The sequence below is a fragment of the Actinomadura sp. ATCC 39365 genome (assembly GCF_054392275.1).
This window is the reverse complement of sequence record NZ_CP184335.1, coordinates 1,789,409-1,806,410: the sequence shown is the minus strand read 5'-3', so window position 1 is coordinate 1,806,410 and position 17,002 is coordinate 1,789,409. Positions and strand designations below refer to the sequence as shown.

Sequence of the window (17,002 nt, the reverse complement as noted above, 5' to 3'; positions counted from 1 at the left end):
TACCCGGTTCTGGTGGTGGACACCGCAGGCGTCATCGCCCAGGCCAACGACGCGGCGCTGCGGCTGCTGCCCGGGGCGGTCCCCGGCGCGGCATTGGCGGACAGCGCTCCCGACTGGCTCTCCCACGCCCACGACTCCGCGACCCCGCTCCCTGACGTCGCTCCCTCCGACGCTGCTCTTCTGGACGCCGCTCTTCCGGACGCCGCTCTTCCCGACGGTGTGCGCGGTCCCATCGGGGCGGCCACCTTCGAGGCGCGTCCGGTCCGCGACGGCGACGTGATCGCCTGGTGGCTGGCCGACACCACCGACCTCGAACGCGCCACCCAGGCCCTGCACCTCGAACGCGAGCGGACGTCGTTCCTCGACAATGCCTCCAGCGAGCTGCTGTCCTCGCTCAACCTCGACCGCTGCCTGGAGGTGACCGCCCGGCTGGCCGCCCGCCACCTGGCCGACGCCGCGCTGGTCATCCTGCCGCCCTACCGGCGCAGGCACCCCATCGCGTACTGCGGGCCGGACGGCGTCGTCGTCCGGGAGGAGCTGGCCGTCGATCCCGAGACCGTGCCGGGCCTCGCCGAGGCGCTGCAGGGCTACCCGCCCCTGCCCTCCCGCTGGATCGACCCCGCCGCCGCCCCCGGCTGGCTGACCCGCGACGGGCTCGGCGAGATCGGCTCGATGGTGGTGACCGCACTGCCCGGCCACGGCGTCCCGGCCGGGGCGCTCGTGCTGCTGCGCGGCAGCGGCCAGGCGTGCTTCTCCGACGGCGAGGAGATCTGCGCGCGGCTGTTCGCGGCCCGCGCGGGGGCCGCGATGTCCGCCGCCCGCCTGTACGCCGAGCAGGCCGACATCACCGAGACCCTCATGCGCGAGCTCCTGCCGCCCCGCGTGCGGAGCCTGCACGGCGTCGAGATCGCCGCCCGTTACCGTCCCTCGGAGCAGACCGCCCGGGTCGGCGGCGACTTCTACGACCTCCACCCGCCCGCCGAGTCCGGCCAGGAGTCGCTGGTGGTGCTCGGCGACGTGGCAGGCAAGGGCCTGGAGGCCGCCGTGCTCACCGGCAAGATCCGGCACACCCTGCAGGCCCTGCTGCCGATGGCCGGCGACCATCAGCGCGTGCTCGAACTGCTCAACGGCGTTCTCATCAAGGGCGGCGACCGTTCCCGCTTCGTCACGCTCGTCCTGGCCTCGATCCAGCGGGCCGGCAACCGCGTCCTGCTCCGGGTCACCAGCGCCGGGCACGCGCCGCCGCTCGTCGTACGCGGCGACGGGCGCGTCGACGTGGCCAGCACCAAAGGCACCCTCATCGGCATGCTCGACCGCGTCACGAGCGTCACCGACACCGTGGTCCTCGAACCCGGCGAGACCTGCCTGCTCTACACCGACGGCATCACCGAGGCCATGGGCGGCCCGCTGGGCGCCGAGATGTTCGGCGACGAGCGGCTGCAGGAGGAGTTGCGGCAGTGCGGCGGCATGCCGCCCGAGGCGATCACCGAACGTGTGGAGATGTTGTCCTCCCAGTGGGTAGGAGGTGGCGATCACGATGACATGGCCGTCATCGCCATCACCGCGCCGCGCGGGGCACATCTGAGCGCGGTGGGAGGACACGGACGGGGAAGGTTCACCGCATGACGCACGCAGACGGACTCTCCGCCTGGCGCGAAAAACTCTGGAACGCCGCCGTCGCCGGCGACGAGTACGCCGCCACGGACGCCGCGCTCGCCGCGCTCGACCAGGACATCTCGCTGGAAACCCTGCTGCTGGGCGTGGTGGCCCCCGTCCAGGCCCGCGTCGGCCTGGAGTGGGAGGGCAACCAGATCACCGTGGCGCAGGAGCACACCGCCACCGCCGTCAACGAGCGGGTGCTGGCCGCGCTCGCCCACCACCCCGCCGCCCGCGCCGCCGCCGCGAACGGCCCCGCACTCGGGCGCATCGCCGTCGCCTGCATCGACGGCGAGTGGCACGCCATGCCCGCCCGCATCCTGGCCGAGGTGCTGCGGCTGCGCGGCTGGCGGGTCGACTACCTGGGCGCGCAGGTGCCGACACCCCACCTCATCACCCACCTCCACCGCACGGCCTGCGACGTGGTGGCGCTGTCCAGCTCCATCCCCACCCGGCTGCCCGGCGCCCACGCCGCCATCACCGCCTGCCAGGCGACCGGCACGCCGGTGATGGCCGGCGGCGCCGCGTTCGGACCGGACGGCCGCTACGCCCGCCTCCTCGGCGCCGACGCCTGGGCCGCCGACGGCGCCACCGCCGCCGACCGGCTCGCCGCCGGCCCGCTGCCCCGCCCCGTCGCCCCCCGCCAGGCCGTGGACGACCTGCCGCACCTGGACGACCAGGAGTACACCATGGTCAGCCGGTCGGCCCGGAGCCTGGTCAGGGACGTCATGGGCGGCCTGGAGGAACGCATCCCGGCGATGGCGCACTACACGCCGCAGCAGCGCAGGCACACCGCCGAGGACATCCTGCACATCGTCGACTTCCTGGCCACCGCGCTCTACGTGGACGACCCCGGGCTGTTCACCCGATTCCTCACCTGGACGGCCGGCGTCCTGACCGCTCGCGGCGTCCCGGCGGGCACGCTACTGCCGGCTCTCGACCTGCTGGGCAGGCGGCTGGAGGACTTCCCGCGCGCCTCGGCCCTGATCGCGCACGGGCGCGACGCCCTGAGCGCCGCGGCCTCCCCGACCGACCACACCCCGCTCCCCGTCCACGGAAAGATCGCATGACCGCCTTCGCCCCCGACCCGCTGACCCTCGTCCAGGCCACGCCCCGCCCGGGGGTGCTGCACGTCGCCGTCATCGGCGACCTGGACTACAACACGGCGCGAGAGCTCCTGACCACCGCGCTCGCCGCGCTCGCCGACGGCGGCCTGACCGACCTGCACCTCGACTTCGACGGCCTGCACTTCTGCGACTCCAGCGGCCTGTCGGCGCTGCTGATGATCCACCAGCACGCCGTGACGGCCGGCACCCGGCTGCACCTGGAGCAGCGCCCGCGGGTGCTGGAGCGGCTGCTGGACGTCAGCGGCACGTACGAGCACCTCACCGGCGCCCCGGCCGGCGTCACCCAGCACTCCTTCACCCAGGACTGACCGGGGACGTCCGCCCGCGGCGTTCAGCCGGCCGCGGCCTGGTCGGCCGTGCCGGCCCTCGTGCGGCGCAGGATCGCCGCCCCGGCGATCGCGGCGGCCACCGTGTCGCCCATGGCGATGTGGTCGGCCAGCCCCGTGCGCCGCATCATGTTGGTGCAGATCGGCGGCGGCCCGGCCACCGCCAGATCTCCGCCGGCGTCACGCGCCTGCCTCCACAGCGCGATGACGACGGACAGCCCGGTGGAGTCGAAGAACTCGATGCCTCGAAGGTCGAGCACGACCATCGGCGCCGTGCTCCCGCCGTTGGCGCTGTTCCCGTCGTTGGCGCCGCCGGCCACGACGCCGAGCGCCCATTGCCGGAACTCGGGTTTCTGCATGAAGTCGAGCTCCCCGCTCAACCCCATGACCAGGCACCCGTCCGCCTGTCTCGTCTCCGCCCGCAACCGGGGCCCTCGCCAGCTCGTCTCGTCTTCTCCGCCGTCGATGCCGCTCACCTCCCGGTGGTTCCTCTCCTACCCGGCCGATCATCGGCCACGCCGCCGCCTTGTGAGAAGCGTACGCATCCCAGGTGTCGAGTGCCGCCCGCCGGAGCGATACGAGGCGAGATGTCCGGTATGAAGCCGTGGGACAGGTAGGTTGGCCGACCATGGACGATCTCCGACGCCCGTTCCGCGCCCGCCCGCCGAAGCCCCGCACCGGCCGGGGCCGTACGCTCGCCTGCCTCCTGCTGGTGAGCGCGGCAGTCGCCGGGACGGGCGGATGCGGCGGCACGGCCACGACCGCCGCCCCCTCCTCGCCCTCCGCCCCCTCCTCGGCCTCCGCGAAGGCGACGGACGCCTCCCCGTCGGCGACGGCGAGCGCCGGCGCCTCCGCCGGCCAGGCGCTCCCCGCCCCCGGCGCGCCGCTCCCCGCCGACCCCGCCCGCCTGGCGACGGCCCTCCGCGACACGACCACCGCCCTGAACGCGGCCATCGACCGCTGGCGCCCCTCGACGGGCACCCCGCCGCGGGACGTCGAGCTCCTGGCCCTCTACCAGCAGCGTCTCTACCGCCACGCCGCCCGCCACCGCGCCCTGGCCGACCGCGCCTTCGCCCGCCTGCCCGCCGCCCTCGCCGCCCAGGCCAAGGACAACGTCAGCGCCCTGCGGGAACTGCTCGCCCTGACCCGGCCCATCAAGCCGTCCGCCGTGTTCAAGGTCCAGCCGGCCCGCCCGGCCGCCGAGCTGCTCGGCCACTTCAAGCGGGCCGAGCGCCGCTTCGGGGTGGAATGGGAGGTGCTGGCGTCGGTGATGTTCGTCGAGACCAAGTTCGGACGGGTACGCGCCGACAGCCACGCCGGAGCCCAGGGCCCCATGCAGTTCATGCCGGCGACCTGGCGGGCGTACGGGATGGGCGGCGACGTCCAGAACCCCCGGGACGCCGTCATGGCCGCGGCCAACTACCTCCACGCCAGCGGCGCGCCCCGCGACTACCGGCGGGCCCTGCACGCCTACAACCCGTCCCAGGCGTACGTGGACGCCGTCCTCCTGCACGCCCGCCAGATGCGCCGCGACCCGCGCGCGTACTACGCGTACTACAACTGGCAGGTCTTCGTGCTCACCACAGCAGGCGAGCGCCGCCTGACCGGCCCGAAGTAACCCCGGCCGCCGGGTCCCGGTCGCGTCACCGGACCGGGCTGTACTCCGGCAGGGGGCGGGCGTTCCTGCTCTGGACGCGGCGTTCCACCGCCCCCACGGCCTTCATCAGCGGGAGCCGGACCAGGGCGTCCCGGACACATCGCCCGCCCTCGGTTCTCGGCACCATGAGCCGGACGTTCGGGCCGATCTGCTGCTTCCTGCCCACCAGCGGACGATGGACGGCCTCGTACCGCGCGAAGGCGACACGATGATCACCACCGGCGGCGGCGAGCTCCCCCGCCAGCCGGTACGCCCCCACCAGGGCCAGCTCGGCGCCCGCCCCCGAAGCCGGCGAGGCGCACCAGGCGGCGTCGCCGAGGAGCACGACGCGGCCCTCGGACCAGGAGTCCATGTGCACCTGGCCCAGCGCGTCGAAGTAGAAGTCGGGATCGGCCAGGGCCGAGTCGAGCAGCTCCCGGGAACGCCAGGACGTCTCGTCCCCGAACGTCCGGCTCACCAGCCGCTTGTGCTCGGCGACGTCCCGGTGGTCGTAGTCCAGCGGCGCGGAGCGGAAGATGAAGTACGCCTTGGCCTGGGCGTGGTTGCCCGACCGGTAGATGCCGGCCATGCGGCCCGGCGTGTTGAACATCGTGACCCAGCGGTCCTCCCCGAGCGCGGCGTCGGCGTCGGCGAAGGCGAAGTAGTGGTCCTTGTGCCGGACGAACCGCTCCTCCGGCCCGAAGGCCAGCCGCCGCACGTGGGAGTGCATGCCGTCGGCGCCGACGACCAGGTCGAAGGTGCGGGCGGGCGCGTGCTCGAAGGTGACTCGCACACCCTCCTCGTCCTGGTCCAGGCCGCTGATCGCGTCGCCGAACATGATCTCCACGTCGGTCGCCTCGTGCAGCAGCGCCACCAGGTCGCCGCGCATGATCTCCACCGAGCCGGGGTCGCGGGTGTCGACGCGGGCGACGGGCCGGCCGCCGGCGTCCACGAACTTCATGCCGTGCACGTCGGTGGCCAGCGCGCGCACCTGCGCCATGATGCCCATCCTCGCGGCCACCTCGACGGCGTGGTCACGCAGGTCCACTCCGTTGCCGCCGGCGCGCAGGCGCGGGGCGCGCTCGACGACGGTGGGCCGGAAGCCCAGCCGGGCCAGCCAGTGAGCCAGGGCCAGCCCGGCGATGCCGGCTCCGGAGATCAGGATCCGCTCGTTCACCGAGGCTCCTCGCGGTACAGTAACTGAAATAAGCGTTCCAGTTAACTATGTGGAATGAGCATTTCAGTTGTCAACACCCGCCGAGCCCAAGCGCCGTGCCGACGCCGTGCGCAACCGCCGACTCGCCCTCGACGCCGCCATGGCACTGCTGGCCGAACCCGGTGCGACGCTCACCGTCGAGGCCATCGCCAGACAGGCGGGCCTGGGGGCCGCGACCGTCGTACGCGCCTTCGGCGGCAAGGACGCCCTGCTGGACGCCGCCGTCTCCGGGCTGCTCGAACCGGTCGTCCGGCGCGCCCGCGACCTGCTCGCCGAGACCACGGCCTACCAGGCGCTGCAGACCTTCCTCGGCGAGCTGATCGCGTTCCAGACCGCCCACCACGCCGTCAACGACCAGCTGGACGGCCTGGAGCTGCCGGCCACCACCGCCCTGCGCGCCGGGCTGGTCGCCGCCGTCGAGGAGATGATCGAGGGGGCGCGGCGCGAGGGCGCGATCCGCACCGACATCGACCCCGCCGTCGTCACGACCCTCCTCGGCCGGACCGCCCTGGCCGTCGCCCGCGCCCAGCCCCCTTCACAGGCCCTCGCCGACGCCTACCTCACCGTGTTGCTGGACGGCCTGCGCCCCACCGGATGACCGCTCGGCTCGCCTGCCGCATCACTTCTTGATGCAGTATTCGATCTTCGCGGCGGCCATCGTGATGTTGACGACCCGCTTGCCCAGCCACTTGTCCTGGAAGTCGCAGAAGTATTCCCAGGTGCCGTCGCTGTAGTCGATGTACCCGGACCAGCCGCCGGGCTCCAGCTTGTAACCCTTGGAATTGAGCGAGTGGTCACCGCTGCAGTTCTGGCTCCAGCGGCCGATGGTGCCGTCCGACTTCCAGTACTTGTAGACCAAATAGCTCGACTGGCACCAGGCCGACGCCGACGCGGCGGCCGGGCCGGGGGTGGCCACGATCGTCAGCGCCGCTCCGGTGGCGGCCGCCACGGCGAGCAGTTTCCTCGTCCGCTTTCCCGTTCCGAACATTTCTCGTCCTCTCCGGCCGCGCGGAACCACGGCGACACGAATGTTCAGCGATTTCACCGGGCCCTGTTCGCCCCGATGACGGAGAGCCTGCCTCACCGGAAACCCGCCCCACAATGCCTTTTAGCCCAGGCTAAAAGGGCCGCCACCTGCCCGGGAGCCGCACTTGATTGGCGATTCATTGAATACGCCTTGACCCGGACCGAGATAGGCTTGAGCACCACCCCTGCGGATAAGAGCAGTGAGGGGGAATCGAAATGCCGAATCCCAGAACATTCCTCAACGCGATCGCCGCGGCATTCTTGGCATTCGCCGTTCAACCGCCCGCTCTCGCCGACGTGGACAGCAGTCGCGACCGCGGCCCCGACACCTGGATCACCAACCCGATCACCGGCGGACAGCTCTTCGTCGACATCCCCAACACCTGCCGGTACAACTTCGAGAACCCTGACTGCGTGCTCGGCTCACGCGTCCGGCTGGGCGCCCGGGTCGGCGGAAACTACCATTCCTTCTTCTTCGAGAGCCCTCCCGGCGGCGGCAGCGGTGACCTGATCAAATGGACCAACCTGAACGGCACGAAATGCCTCGACGTCGCGAACGACGGCAGGGGCAACGGCACACCCGTCGTCCTGTGGGGCTGCCACGGAGGCCCCAACCAGCAGTGGGTGACGCATGCGTTCTACAAGGGCCCGCACAAGGGCTTCAGGATTCTGGTGAACGTCAGCAGCGGCAAGTGCCTCGACGTCGAGAACGGGGCCTACCCCGACTGGCCGCGCCCCGACGCCCCGCTCCAGATATGGGACTGCTTCCATCCCACGGACCTGCGAAAGGCGGCCAACCGCGTCAACCAGGTCTGGGAGTACCGGCGGAGGTGACAGCGGCCTGCGGCCTGCCCCTGGTCGCGGCCCGGCTCACAGCAGGACCCTAGAATCGGCGGTCGAACACCGATCCGAGAAGGGCTGGGGGCGGAGCGTGGAGCCGAGCGGTGCGCCGGCCGGGGCCGACTGGCAGTCGCATCGCTCCGCCGTGTTCGGGGCGGCCTACCGGATCCTCGGCAGCGTGGCCGAGGCCGAGGACGTGACGCAGGAGGTCTGGTTGCGCGCCGCCGCGGCCGACCTGTCCGACGTGCGCGATCTGCGGGCCTGGCTGGTGACCGTGGCCGCCCGCACGTCCTACAGCGTGCTGAAGTCGGCGCGGGTCCGGCGGGAGTCCTACGTCGGGCCCTGGCTCCCCGAACCGCTGCTGACCGTGTCCGACGCCGCCGCTCAGGTGCTCGTGGACGACTCGGTGGGCACCGCGATGCTGGTGGTCATGGAGACGCTCACCCCGGCCGAGCGCGTCGCGCTGGTACTGCACGACGTCTTCGACTTCCCGTTCACCCGGATCGCCGAGGTGCTCGGCAGCACGCCCGCCGCCGGCCGCAAGCTCGCCTCCCGCGCGCGGGCGCGGGTCGCCGCGGTCAAGGAGCGGCCCAGGGCGTCAAGGGCCGAGACCGAACGCCTGCTCAGGGCGTTCAAGGCGGCCGCCGACGCGGGGAACATGGCTGAGCTGGTCGAGCTGCTGCACCCCGAGGCCGTCTACGTCGCCGACGGCGGCGGCAGGGTGACCGCCGCGCGCAGGCCGGTCCACGGGGCCGAGACGATCGCCCTGCTGGCGGTCAGGCAGATCGAGATCAGGCGTCCCGACGCGTTCCAGATCATCGAGGTCAACGGGCAGCCGGCCCTGGCGACCTACCGCGGCGGCGAACTGGTCTGGCTCGACACCGTCGAGATCACCGACGGACGCATCACGACGTTGCGGAGACTGGCCAATCCGGAGAAGTTCCCCCACATCGGTCACATCTGAGCCCGCTGTCTTGTCTCCCTGCCGACCCCGGCTCACCAGGGGCAGGCTGAGAGAGGACGACACCATGGCACATGTTGTGATCATCGGAGGCGGTTTCGCGGGCGTGTGGAGCGCGGCGGGCGCGGCACTGGCACGCGAGCGGTCAGGCGGAGCCGCGGACCCGCGCATCACGCTGATCGCGCCGAACGAGCACCTGGTGCTGCGGCCACGCCTGTACGAGCCGGAGCCGGACCTGGCCAAGGTGGAGCTGCGCAGGATCCTCGGGCCGATCGGCGTCAGGCACCTGCGCGCCTCGGTGAGCACGATCGACACCGGCCGCCGCACGGTGGTGGCCGACGGCGAGGAGATCGGCTACGACCGCCTGGTGCTGGCGGCCGGCAGCCGGCTGGTACGGCCCCACGACCTGCCCGGCGCCGAACGGCTCTTCGACATCGACACCCTCGACGGGGCCCGGCGGCTCACCGGCTTTCTGCGCGACCGGGAGGACTTCACGGCCGTGGTCGTCGGCGCCGGGTTCACCGGCCTGGAGGCCGCGACCGCGCTGGCCGTCCGCGGCCGGGTGCTGCTGGTGGACCGGTCGCCGGTGGTCGCTCACCAGCTCGGCCCCGGCCCGCGCCCGCAGATCGAGGCGGCACTGGACGGGCTGGGCGTCGAGCGCCGCCTCGGTACGACGGTGACCGAGGTCGGCGAAGGGTACGCCGTCCTGTCCGACGGCACCAAGGTCGAGGCGGACGCGGTGGTCTGGTCGGTGGGGATGCGGGCCAGCGAGCTCACCCGGCAGATCTCCGCCGAGCTCGACCACCTCGGCCGGATCCCGGTGGACCGGTGGCTGCGCGCACTCCCCGAGGTGTTCGTCGCCGGGGACACCGCGGCGGCGGCGTTCGACGCCGAGCACACGGTCATGCAGGCGTGCCAGCACGCCACCCCGCTCGGCAAGGTCGCCGGGTACAACGCGGCGGCCGACCTGCTCGGCGTGCCGCCGCGCGACTTCACCCCCGGCCCGTACGTCACCTGCCTGGACCTGGGCGACGCCGGCGGGATCTTCACCCGCGGCTGGGACCGCAGGGTGATGGCCTCGGGCGCCGACGGCAAGGACATCAAGGTGCGGATCAACCAGGCGATCCACCCGCCGGTCGACGACGCGGAGAAGATCCTCGCCGCCGCCGACCGCGTGCACATCGAGCTGCCCTTCTTCCCCCGCGACGAGGAGACCGCCGGCTGACCCCGCACCCTCCACCACGAGCGGCCGGGGTCGTCCTGTCGGGCGTCGGCGTCAACGGCCGCTCCGCACGTTCCCCGGCCTCGCCGCCGAGTGGGCCGTGCCGGACGGCGTCGGGGCCAGGTGGCCGAGCGTGAGGGGCGGCGGGGGCGGCAGGGGCTCGGCGTGGTCGGCGCGGAAGGACTGCAGCAGATACGCCACCAGCCGCCGCGACGCCGCCGCCACCCCCTCCCCGGCGCCGGCGCCGTCGTTGGCGCCGGCGACGATGCCGCAGTTGGCCCTCAACAGCAGCACCAGGTCCGCGGAGGCGAAATCGGCCCGCAACCGCCCGGCGGCCTTGGCCCGCCGCACCACCTCCGCGAAGCCTCGCTCGGCCCGCTCGCGTGTGCGCTCGTAGTCGACCGCATCAGGGAACGCGGTGAGGAAGGCGTCGGTGAACCCGCGGTCGGCGACCTGCATCGCGCACACCTTCTCGATCGCCCCGCAGAACCCGTGCCAGGGATCCGGGTCGGCCAGCGCCTCGTCCACGACCGACGCGCACGCCGCCAGCTCGTCCGCGAACACCTCGGTGATCAGGGACTCGCGTGACGGGAAACGCCGGTAGAGGGTGGCCACGCCGACCCCGGCGCGCCGCGCGATCGCCACCATCGGCACGTCCAGACCGCGCCTGGCGAACGTCTCCCGCGCGGCCTCCAGGATGCGCGCCCGATTGTGCCGCGCGTCGGCCCGCATTTCCCTGGCGGGCGCCAACTGAGAGCGAGGAATGGGCATCTTTCTCACATTAGCGTAAATGGAGAGCCCCGTCCGTTTAGCGGGCTAGCGTCGTCCCATGGAGACGAACGAGATGCGCGCGGCCCTGTTCGACCGGTACGGACCGCCGGAGGTCCTGTACGTGGGCACGGCGCCCAAGCCGGTCCCCGCCCCCGGACAGGTGCTGGTGCGGGTGCACGCCGTCAGCGTGAACGGCGGCGAGGTGCACGGCCGGACGGGCCGGCTGCGCCTGGTGACCGGGCTGATGCAGCGGGGCTTCCCGAAACGGGTCGGGATCGACCTCACCGGCGAGATAGTCGCCCTCGGGGCCGGGGTCACCGGCCCCCGGGTCGGCGCCCGGGTGTGGGGCACGCTGGGCCGCACGTTCGGAAGCGCCGCCGAGTACGTGGCGGTCCACCCCCGCCGCCTGTCCCCGGCCCCGGCGTCCGTCGACCTGGTGGCGGCCGCGGCGCTTCCGGCAGGCACGACGGCCATCACGGCGCTGCGCGACCAGGCCGGGCTCAGGCCGGGCGACCGGCTGCTCGTCCGCGGCGGCAGCGGTGGGGTGGGCGCTGTCGCGGTGCAGCTCGGCAGGGTGCTCGGCGCCCACGTCACCGCCCTCGCCGGGGCAGGCAACCTCGACCTCGTCCGCGACCTCGGCGCGCACGAGGCGTATGACTACGCCGCCGTCGTCCCGGCGGATCTGGGCAGGTTCGACGTGATCCTGGACACCGCCGGCACCGAGCACGCCGCTTTCCGCCGCCTGCTGACACCGTCCGGCCGCATGGTGGCGATCGCCTTCGATCCGCGCAGGATCGCGGCGTCCGTGGCGTACATCGCCGCCTCGGCCGTCCACGGCCGGCGGCGCGTGCGCTTCTTCAGCGGCAACCCCACCACCCGGCTCCTCACCGACCTCACCCGGTACGTGGACGGCGGCGCCATCCGCCCGGTCGTCGACACGGTCTTCCCGCTCGACGACATCGCCGCGGCGCACCGGACGTTGGAGGCGGGCGGCGTACGCGGCAAGGTCGTCGTGCGCATCGCCTGAGAGCCGTACCCGGCCCCGGGCGGGCCGGTACGGCTCTCACGAGGGACGAGGGCCGTCACCTGCCTCTTCCAGAGCACGGAAGGAGATCCGGGTCGCGGCCAGGTCGGGATCGCGGACGTGCTGCTTCGCCTCGGACTGCGGAACCACCCGCCGGTGCTGTATCTCGAACTCCGGCGCCCACTCCTCGAGCCGGACCTCCGCACGCCAGTAGGAGCGGACGAGCACCAGGCCGAGCTCGCGCCCGCGCACGCATTCGCTGCGGACGTACCCGAGCAGGCGGCTGCCGATGACCGTGACGCACGCTTCTTCGAGCATCTCCCGGCGCAGGGTCTCCTCGATGGTCTCCGTTCCTTCGGGCCGCCCGGCGGGGAAACCCCAGTGCTCGCCGTCATGGCTGATGAGGACCAGCTCATCGGCGGCCGTCACGCAGATGCCGGCGGCTCCGTGAGACCTGCCTTCCGGCGGGTCGTCGGCCGGGTGCCAGGACACCTGCCAGTCCTGGCCGTTCGAACGCACGGGCATCCGCTCCCCGTCACGGGCGGGGACGACAGCTGCCATACGACTCTCCCCGTCTGATTGCTCCCAGCCATTGAAGACGGTATTCGGATTACTCGGAAGCCCTTTCCGCCCACCGACCGCATGGTCGTACAGGAAGGCGGAAACGCCCGCGGCGACCAGCTTCCGGAGCGCGTCCTCGTCGTGCGGGTCCGCCCGGTGACGCACACCACACGGCCACGGCGTCACAGGATCCCCGGGAGCGGAGTCTCCATGGACAGCGCGGCGACGTCCGCGACACATCACCCGCCCGGCACGGAAAGGAAGTCCCACCCATGAACGAGTACCCGTCACAGCCGAAGGTGGCCCTGATCACCGGCGCGAACAAGGGAATCGGCCGCGCGGTCGCCGAACTGCTGGCCGCGCAGAAGGTGACCGTCCTGGTCGGCGCCCGTGACGCGCGCCGCGGCGAGGAGACCGCGGCGGCGATCCGCGCCACGGGAGGCGACGCGCACGCGCTCGAACTGGACGTCACCGACCCCTCCACCGCCCAGGCGGCCGCCGCCTGGATCGGCGACCGCTTCGGCCGTCTGGACGTGCTGGTCAACAACGCCGGGATCACCGGATCAGGCCAGGCCGCGCCTCAGGACGCCCTCGACCGCATCCCCAGCGCCGTCGACGTGGAGGTGGTCCGCGAGGTGTTCGACACCAACGTCCTCGGAGTGATCAACGTGACCAACGCGGTGCTCCCGCTGCTGCGGCGGTCCCCCGCCGCCCGGATCGTCAACCTCTCCAGCCACGCCGCTTCGCTGGCGCTGACCGCCGAGGTCGACGGGCCCTTGTCGGGGCTGACCTCGGCGGCCTACTCGCCGTCCAAGACCGCGCTGAACGCGCTGACCCTGCAGTACGCGAACGAGCTGCGCAAGGAGAACATCCTGGTCAACGCCGCCGCCCCTGGTTACGTCGACACCGACATCAACGGCCACAGCGGCTTCCTCACCCCGGCGCAGGGCGCGGCCGTGGTGGTGCGCCTGGCCACCCTCGGCGAGGACGGCCCGACCGGCGGCTTCTTCAGCGAGGACGGCCCACTGCCCTGGTGACGATCCGGCAAGAGGACATGGCCGACGGCCGTCCGAACTGGTCACAATCGGGCGGTCGTCGCCATGGTGACGGCGGTCAGCGCGGCGAGCAGCGCCCAGGCGGGCGCGAAGCTGCCGGTCAGGTCCGTGAGCAGGCCGAGCACGGGCGGCGCCAGAATGACCGCCACCTGGTTGACGGCCATGGCCAGGCCCAGGGCGAATCCGGTGTGGTCCGGCGGCGCCGATTCGGCGGCGTAGGCCACCCAGGGGCCGTACCAGCCGATGCCGAAGAAGCCGAGCCAGATGAACAGCAGGCAGGCCGCGACGGCGGATCGGCCGACGGGGGTGGCCAGCACCGTCATACCGATGATCACGGCGGCCAGGCAGACCGCGACGCAGGCGTAGCGGCCGGATCCGTGCCGGTCGCTCCAGGCCGCCAGGCAGATGCGGCCCAGCGCGCCCGCGCACTGGACCGCGACGTAGACCAGGGCCGCCGAGGCGGCGTCCATGGACGCCACCTCGTGCAGGTGCAGCACGGTGAGGACGCCCACGCCACTGTGCACCGACACCATGCTCGTGCCGGACAGGATGATCTTCTTCAGGTACGGTTCGCGGAGCAGTTCCAGCCGCACGCGGGACGCGGTCGGCACCGGACGCCGGCCCGGTGGGCGGCGGTAGAAGGCCATGAAGACGACGGCGCCCGACAGTGCGACGAGCGCCCCGACCACGAGCGTCGACCGCAGGCCGAAGGTCGTCGCCAGTGCGGGAAGCGCGAACGCGGCGAGGACGCCGCCGAGCGGAAGTCCCGCCTGGCGGATGCCCATGGCCAAGCCGCGCTTCGAGGCATCGAACCAGGACGCCACCGACTTACTGCCGCCCGGCTGAATGGCGCTGTACCCCGCACCGACGATCAGCAGGACGACGAGCAGGGAGACGTACCCCGAGGCCGCGCTGCCGGCCGCCAGCGCGGCGGCGACCACGAGAGCGCCGATCCCGACGACCCAGCGTTCGTTGTGGCGGTCCAGCAGCCGTCCCGCCACGAGCAGTCCGGCCAGAGGTAGCAGCTGGGCCGCCGACTGCAGCAGGCCCAGCTGGGTCGTGGTCAGCTTCAGGTCCCGTTGCAGGTGCACACTCATCGCGCCGACGCCCTGCACGAAGAACGCGGCCGCGGCCTGGGTGAAGGTCGCGACACCCAAGATGATCCAGCGGTATCGCGATGTCCTCACGGCTTCCGGCACAACAGGGGGTCGGGGTGGTCGGCGAAGCCGAGCTGCCGGTAGAGCGGTTCCGCCCCGCGGGAGGCGGTGAGATCGACCCGTACGGCGTCCCGGTCACGGAACCAGTCGAGCAGGCCGAGCATGATCGCCCGGCTGTGCCCACGCCGCCGGCACGACGGGTCGGTGACCATGCCGATGACGTGGCCGATCCTCCCGTTGCGGGAGTGGGGGCCGGGGAACCACTGTTCGATCGTGCCGATGCCGCAGGCGGCCAGGCCGGTGTCGCCGTCCACGACCAGGATCTGACAGTCGGGTTCGGCCAGCTTCTGCCTGAAGACCCGGGCGAGCGCGTCGCGCCAGTCGTCATCGGCGTTCGGAGGGTTGAAGAAGTCGCCGCCGAGGTCGTCGAAGAGCAGTGCCCGAAGGCGGACGAGTTCCGGAACATCCTGCTCCGTTGCTGTTCGCGTCATGACGTACAGGCTGATGTAATGAGCTTGTGCACCTCAACCCTTACGGCGCGGACGTGGTGAATTTCGCCGCGGAACTGGCGAACCGCCCACCGGCGAGCGCCGACGAGCTCGCCCACCGCTGCCGCACGGCGGGTCTGGTGCTCGAACGCCCCGTCGAACCGTCGGATCTCGACCAGACCCTCGCCGTCATCGCCGCCTGGACGAACGTCGTCGACGCCGCGGGCGAGCGCGAGAAGGCCGAGCTGGTCAACGAGATGCTGGCCCGGTCGTCCGCCTACCCCCGGCTGACCGACCACGCCCATGGCTGGCACCTGCACTATCGCGACGACCTGCAGCCGCTCGGCGCGGTGCTGTTCGCGCTGATCTCCGTCGGCACGGCGATGCATCTCGTCAGCCGCGGCATGGACCGGCTCGGACGATGCGCCGCCGCCGGCTGCGACACGATCTTCGCCGACACCTCACGCACCGCACGTCAGCGTTACTGCTCCCCACCGTGCGCCAACAGAGACGCGGTACGCCGCCACCGCGCCCGCCAGCCCGCACCGGCCACCAGCGCCTCTCAGAAGCCCCCGAAACGACAGGATCCCGCCTGATCCCGATGATCAGCCGGGACCCCGTCTACTTCAGTCCATCGGAGATCGCGGCCACGAGGACGCAAGGTGCGACCGGGCTGCCGGCCTGGGCTGGCCAGGTGCCGAGGGACCAGGCCGTTCCCGGGTGGTTGCCCGGCCGGAACTCCAGCACCAGCGTCTCCCCCTGACGGATGTAGCTCGGGGAGATACCCCCCGCCCCGGAGCCTCTCCGGGCGCACACCGAGCAGCCTCGTGCACGCGACATGGCGCTCACCCAGCAACAGGAAGGGGCCGTCCTCAAGGCGCTGGGACCACGTCGTCGCCGGGATGCCGGACCTCAGACAGTGGTAACCCGGCACCGAGGTGCGGTTCGCGCACTACGTATGGCGACCAGAGAAGAGTGACACCAAGACCCGCAGGTCATGGCGCACGCTGGAACCGCCCCGTGAACTCGATCTCCGGCGAGAAGCCACGGGTTGAGAGTCCGAGCGAGATGCTCCCCGATTGGCTCCCATCGACTTCCAGACATGAGAAAAGGGCCTCCGGATTGCTCCAAAGACCCTTCTCACCTGCAACTTCCTGGTGGAGATGAGGGGATTCGAACCCCTGACCCCTTCGATGCGAACGAAGTGCGCTACCGGACTGCGCTACATCCCCAAGGACTCGACCAGATTAGCAAACTCCCAAGGGTCCTCGCGCCATCCTCTCAGTCCCCCACCGCCCGTTTGGGCGGTTCGGCGTACTGGTCGAACAGGACGTCGGCGTGCAGCGCGGTCAGGTCGATCACCTCGGCCTCCACCTCGGCCTCCGCCCGGCGCCGCTCGCGAGCCCGTCGCAGCCGCTCAGAGCGCGCCTGGAGCGCCCGCTCGCGGCGTTCGCGATCCACCTGTACGGCGATCCGCAGAAAGGCCATGTACGACAGCATGACGACCACGGACGGCGCCACACCCCACCACGGGATCATCTCGACACCGGCCGTGACCACCGAGGCCAGCACGAGCAGCGCGGTGAAGAACAACAACCTCCGGCGGCGCGCTACGATGATCGCCCTACGCCGAAACCGGAACTGCCGGACATCGACCTTTTCGACCTCCGGCGCGTCCTCGTCGCCGAGGGTGGCGTCGAGGTTGTCCAGGTCGGGCAGGGCGTGCTCGCCGGTGTAGTGCTCTTCGAGTTCGGCCAGCTCCTGGAGGTTCGTCTTGTCCCGGCGCAACCACATCGGGATCAGGACGCACAGCCACATCACCACAATGGCGACATAGAGGAAGGCGCTGCTCACGACCACCTCCGGGCAGCACGAAAGCGCGTCTGTGCTCGTCGCGCCTTCATTGTGCTCACGTCACGCACCGTAAGACCGTGTG

Annotated in this window: 19 protein-coding genes and 1 tRNA gene; 11 read left to right on the top strand and 9 right to left on the bottom strand. The window is 71.9% G+C overall.

What is annotated here, in order from left to right:
• Positions 1-12 precede the first annotated feature (12 nt).
• From ACNF49_RS09230 to ACNF49_RS09220, 3 genes are read left to right on the top strand one after another with little or no spacing between them, the layout of a single operon-like run.
• Positions 13-1,626 (top strand): PP2C family protein-serine/threonine phosphatase, encoded by a 1,614-nt coding sequence (locus ACNF49_RS09230; protein WP_482943418.1) that lies wholly within the window; start codon positions 13-15, stop codon positions 1,624-1,626.
• Positions 1,623-2,726 carry a cobalamin B12-binding domain-containing protein gene (locus ACNF49_RS09225; RefSeq protein WP_357985494.1) on the top strand — a complete coding sequence of 368 codons (1,104 nt, stop codon included), beginning with the start codon at positions 1,623-1,625 and terminating at the stop codon, positions 2,724-2,726. Before ACNF49_RS09230 ends, ACNF49_RS09225 begins: the two co-directional genes overlap by 4 nt.
• Positions 2,723-3,091 carry an STAS domain-containing protein gene (locus ACNF49_RS09220; protein ID WP_482943417.1) on the top strand — a complete coding sequence of 123 codons (369 nt, stop codon included), beginning with the start codon at positions 2,723-2,725 and terminating at the stop codon, positions 3,089-3,091. Before ACNF49_RS09225 ends, ACNF49_RS09220 begins: the two co-directional genes overlap by 4 nt.
• 23 nt (positions 3,092-3,114) lie before the next feature.
• On the opposite strand, the gene ACNF49_RS09215 is transcribed toward ACNF49_RS09220, so the two are convergent.
• Complete coding sequence (locus ACNF49_RS09215) at positions 3,115-3,585, bottom strand: STAS domain-containing protein (protein ID WP_498702273.1); 471 nt, start codon at positions 3,583-3,585, stop codon at positions 3,115-3,117.
• Between the two features lie 152 nt (positions 3,586-3,737).
• Here ACNF49_RS09215 and ACNF49_RS09210 point away from each other — a divergent pair, with 152 nt between their 5' ends.
• Positions 3,738-4,727, top strand: coding sequence for a lytic transglycosylase domain-containing protein (locus ACNF49_RS09210; RefSeq protein WP_482943415.1), 990 nt, complete (start codon positions 3,738-3,740; stop codon positions 4,725-4,727).
• Between the two features lie 25 nt (positions 4,728-4,752).
• Here ACNF49_RS09210 and ACNF49_RS09205 read toward each other — a convergent pair whose 3' ends face one another.
• Positions 4,753-5,922, bottom strand: coding sequence for an FAD-dependent monooxygenase (locus tag ACNF49_RS09205; protein WP_482943414.1), 1,170 nt, complete (start codon positions 5,920-5,922; stop codon positions 4,753-4,755).
• Positions 5,923-5,989: 67 nt separating this feature from the next.
• On the opposite strand from ACNF49_RS09205, the gene ACNF49_RS09200 reads away from it, so the two are divergent.
• The gene (locus ACNF49_RS09200; protein WP_482943413.1) at positions 5,990-6,559 is read left to right on the top strand and encodes a TetR/AcrR family transcriptional regulator; all 570 of its coding nucleotides are present in this window, start codon (positions 5,990-5,992) and stop codon (positions 6,557-6,559) included.
• A 21-nt stretch (positions 6,560-6,580) separates the two neighbouring features.
• Here the strand turns inward: ACNF49_RS09200 and ACNF49_RS09195 are convergent, their stop codons facing one another.
• The gene (locus ACNF49_RS09195) at positions 6,581-6,949 is read right to left on the bottom strand and encodes a hypothetical protein (RefSeq protein WP_357985511.1); all 369 of its coding nucleotides are present in this window, start codon (positions 6,947-6,949) and stop codon (positions 6,581-6,583) included.
• 335 nt (positions 6,950-7,284) lie between these two features.
• On the opposite strand from ACNF49_RS09195, the gene ACNF49_RS09190 reads away from it, so the two are divergent.
• From ACNF49_RS09190 to ACNF49_RS09180, 3 genes are all read left to right on the top strand, one after another.
• On the top strand, positions 7,285-7,821 hold the full coding sequence (locus ACNF49_RS09190; RefSeq protein ID WP_482943412.1) for an RICIN domain-containing protein: 537 nt from the start codon (positions 7,285-7,287) through the stop codon (positions 7,819-7,821).
• Positions 7,822-7,918: 97 nt separating this feature from the next.
• Entirely contained in the window at positions 7,919-8,791 is an 873-nt protein-coding gene (sigJ, locus tag ACNF49_RS09185; RefSeq protein ID WP_482943411.1) for an RNA polymerase sigma factor SigJ, read from the top strand.
• A 64-nt stretch (positions 8,792-8,855) separates the two neighbouring features.
• Positions 8,856-10,013 (top strand): NAD(P)/FAD-dependent oxidoreductase, encoded by a 1,158-nt coding sequence (locus ACNF49_RS09180; protein WP_482943410.1) that lies wholly within the window; start codon positions 8,856-8,858, stop codon positions 10,011-10,013.
• 51 nt (positions 10,014-10,064) lie between these two features.
• Here the strand turns inward: ACNF49_RS09180 and ACNF49_RS09175 are convergent, their stop codons facing one another.
• Entirely contained in the window at positions 10,065-10,742 is a 678-nt protein-coding gene (locus ACNF49_RS09175; protein WP_482943409.1) for a TetR/AcrR family transcriptional regulator, read from the bottom strand.
• Positions 10,743-10,839: 97 nt separating this feature from the next.
• Between ACNF49_RS09175 and ACNF49_RS09170 the strand changes: the two genes are divergently transcribed.
• Positions 10,840-11,808, top strand: coding sequence for an NAD(P)-dependent alcohol dehydrogenase (locus tag ACNF49_RS09170; protein ID WP_482943408.1), 969 nt, complete (start codon positions 10,840-10,842; stop codon positions 11,806-11,808).
• A gap of 36 nt (positions 11,809-11,844) precedes the next feature.
• On the opposite strand, the gene ACNF49_RS09165 is transcribed toward ACNF49_RS09170, so the two are convergent.
• Positions 11,845-12,366 carry an NUDIX hydrolase gene (locus tag ACNF49_RS09165; protein WP_357985529.1) on the bottom strand — a complete coding sequence of 174 codons (522 nt, stop codon included), beginning with the start codon at positions 12,364-12,366 and terminating at the stop codon, positions 11,845-11,847.
• A gap of 272 nt (positions 12,367-12,638) precedes the next feature.
• Between ACNF49_RS09165 and ACNF49_RS09160 the strand changes: the two genes are divergently transcribed.
• Positions 12,639-13,403 carry an SDR family oxidoreductase gene (locus ACNF49_RS09160; RefSeq protein WP_357985532.1) on the top strand — a complete coding sequence of 255 codons (765 nt, stop codon included), beginning with the start codon at positions 12,639-12,641 and terminating at the stop codon, positions 13,401-13,403.
• A gap of 41 nt (positions 13,404-13,444) precedes the next feature.
• Here ACNF49_RS09160 and ACNF49_RS09155 read toward each other — a convergent pair whose 3' ends face one another.
• Positions 13,445-14,578: an MFS transporter gene (locus ACNF49_RS09155; RefSeq protein WP_482943407.1), complete on the bottom strand. Its 1,134-nt coding sequence runs from the start codon at positions 14,576-14,578 to the stop codon at positions 13,445-13,447.
• Between the two features lie 26 nt (positions 14,579-14,604).
• Positions 14,605-15,069 (bottom strand): GNAT family N-acetyltransferase, encoded by a 465-nt coding sequence (locus ACNF49_RS09150; protein ID WP_482943406.1) that lies wholly within the window; start codon positions 15,067-15,069, stop codon positions 14,605-14,607.
• A gap of 26 nt (positions 15,070-15,095) precedes the next feature.
• Here ACNF49_RS09150 and ACNF49_RS09145 point away from each other — a divergent pair, with 26 nt between their 5' ends.
• Positions 15,096-15,662: a CGNR zinc finger domain-containing protein gene (locus ACNF49_RS09145; RefSeq protein WP_482943405.1), complete on the top strand. Its 567-nt coding sequence runs from the start codon at positions 15,096-15,098 to the stop codon at positions 15,660-15,662.
• Between the two features lie 559 nt (positions 15,663-16,221).
• On the opposite strand, the gene ACNF49_RS09140 is transcribed toward ACNF49_RS09145, so the two are convergent.
• Together ACNF49_RS09140 and sepX are read right to left on the bottom strand one after the other, a co-directional pair.
• Positions 16,222-16,298: transfer RNA gene (locus ACNF49_RS09140), tRNA-Ala, on the bottom strand.
• A gap of 49 nt (positions 16,299-16,347) precedes the next feature.
• Positions 16,348-16,920, bottom strand: a complete 573-nt coding sequence (gene sepX, locus ACNF49_RS09135) for a divisome protein SepX/GlpR (protein WP_357985556.1) — start codon at positions 16,918-16,920, stop codon at positions 16,348-16,350.
• Positions 16,921-17,002 lie beyond the last annotated feature (82 nt).

What these genes read in the sequence shown, in the direction of transcription:
- ACNF49_RS09225 (WP_357985494.1), top strand. Translation starts at nt 1,623, where the DNA reads ATGACGCACGCAGACGGACTCTCCGCCTGGCGCGAAAAACTCTGGAAC.
- ACNF49_RS09220 (WP_482943417.1), top strand. Translation starts at nt 2,723, where the DNA reads ATGACCGCCTTCGCCCCCGACCCGCTGACCCTCGTCCAGGCCACGCCC.
- ACNF49_RS09210 (WP_482943415.1), top strand. Translation starts at nt 3,738, where the DNA reads ATGGACGATCTCCGACGCCCGTTCCGCGCCCGCCCGCCGAAGCCCCGC.
- ACNF49_RS09195 (WP_357985511.1), bottom strand. Translation starts at nt 6,949, where the DNA reads ATGTTCGGAACGGGAAAGCGGACGAGGAAACTGCTCGCCGTGGCGGCC.
- ACNF49_RS09180 (WP_482943410.1), top strand. Translation starts at nt 8,856, where the DNA reads ATGGCACATGTTGTGATCATCGGAGGCGGTTTCGCGGGCGTGTGGAGC.
- ACNF49_RS09175 (WP_482943409.1), bottom strand. Translation starts at nt 10,742, where the DNA reads ATGCGGGCCGACGCGCGGCACAATCGGGCGCGCATCCTGGAGGCCGCG.
- ACNF49_RS09170 (WP_482943408.1), top strand. Translation starts at nt 10,840, where the DNA reads ATGGAGACGAACGAGATGCGCGCGGCCCTGTTCGACCGGTACGGACCG.
- ACNF49_RS09165 (WP_357985529.1), bottom strand. Translation starts at nt 12,366, where the DNA reads ATGGCAGCTGTCGTCCCCGCCCGTGACGGGGAGCGGATGCCCGTGCGT.
- ACNF49_RS09160 (WP_357985532.1), top strand. Translation starts at nt 12,639, where the DNA reads ATGAACGAGTACCCGTCACAGCCGAAGGTGGCCCTGATCACCGGCGCG.
- ACNF49_RS09150 (WP_482943406.1), bottom strand. Translation starts at nt 15,069, where the DNA reads ATGACGCGAACAGCAACGGAGCAGGATGTTCCGGAACTCGTCCGCCTT.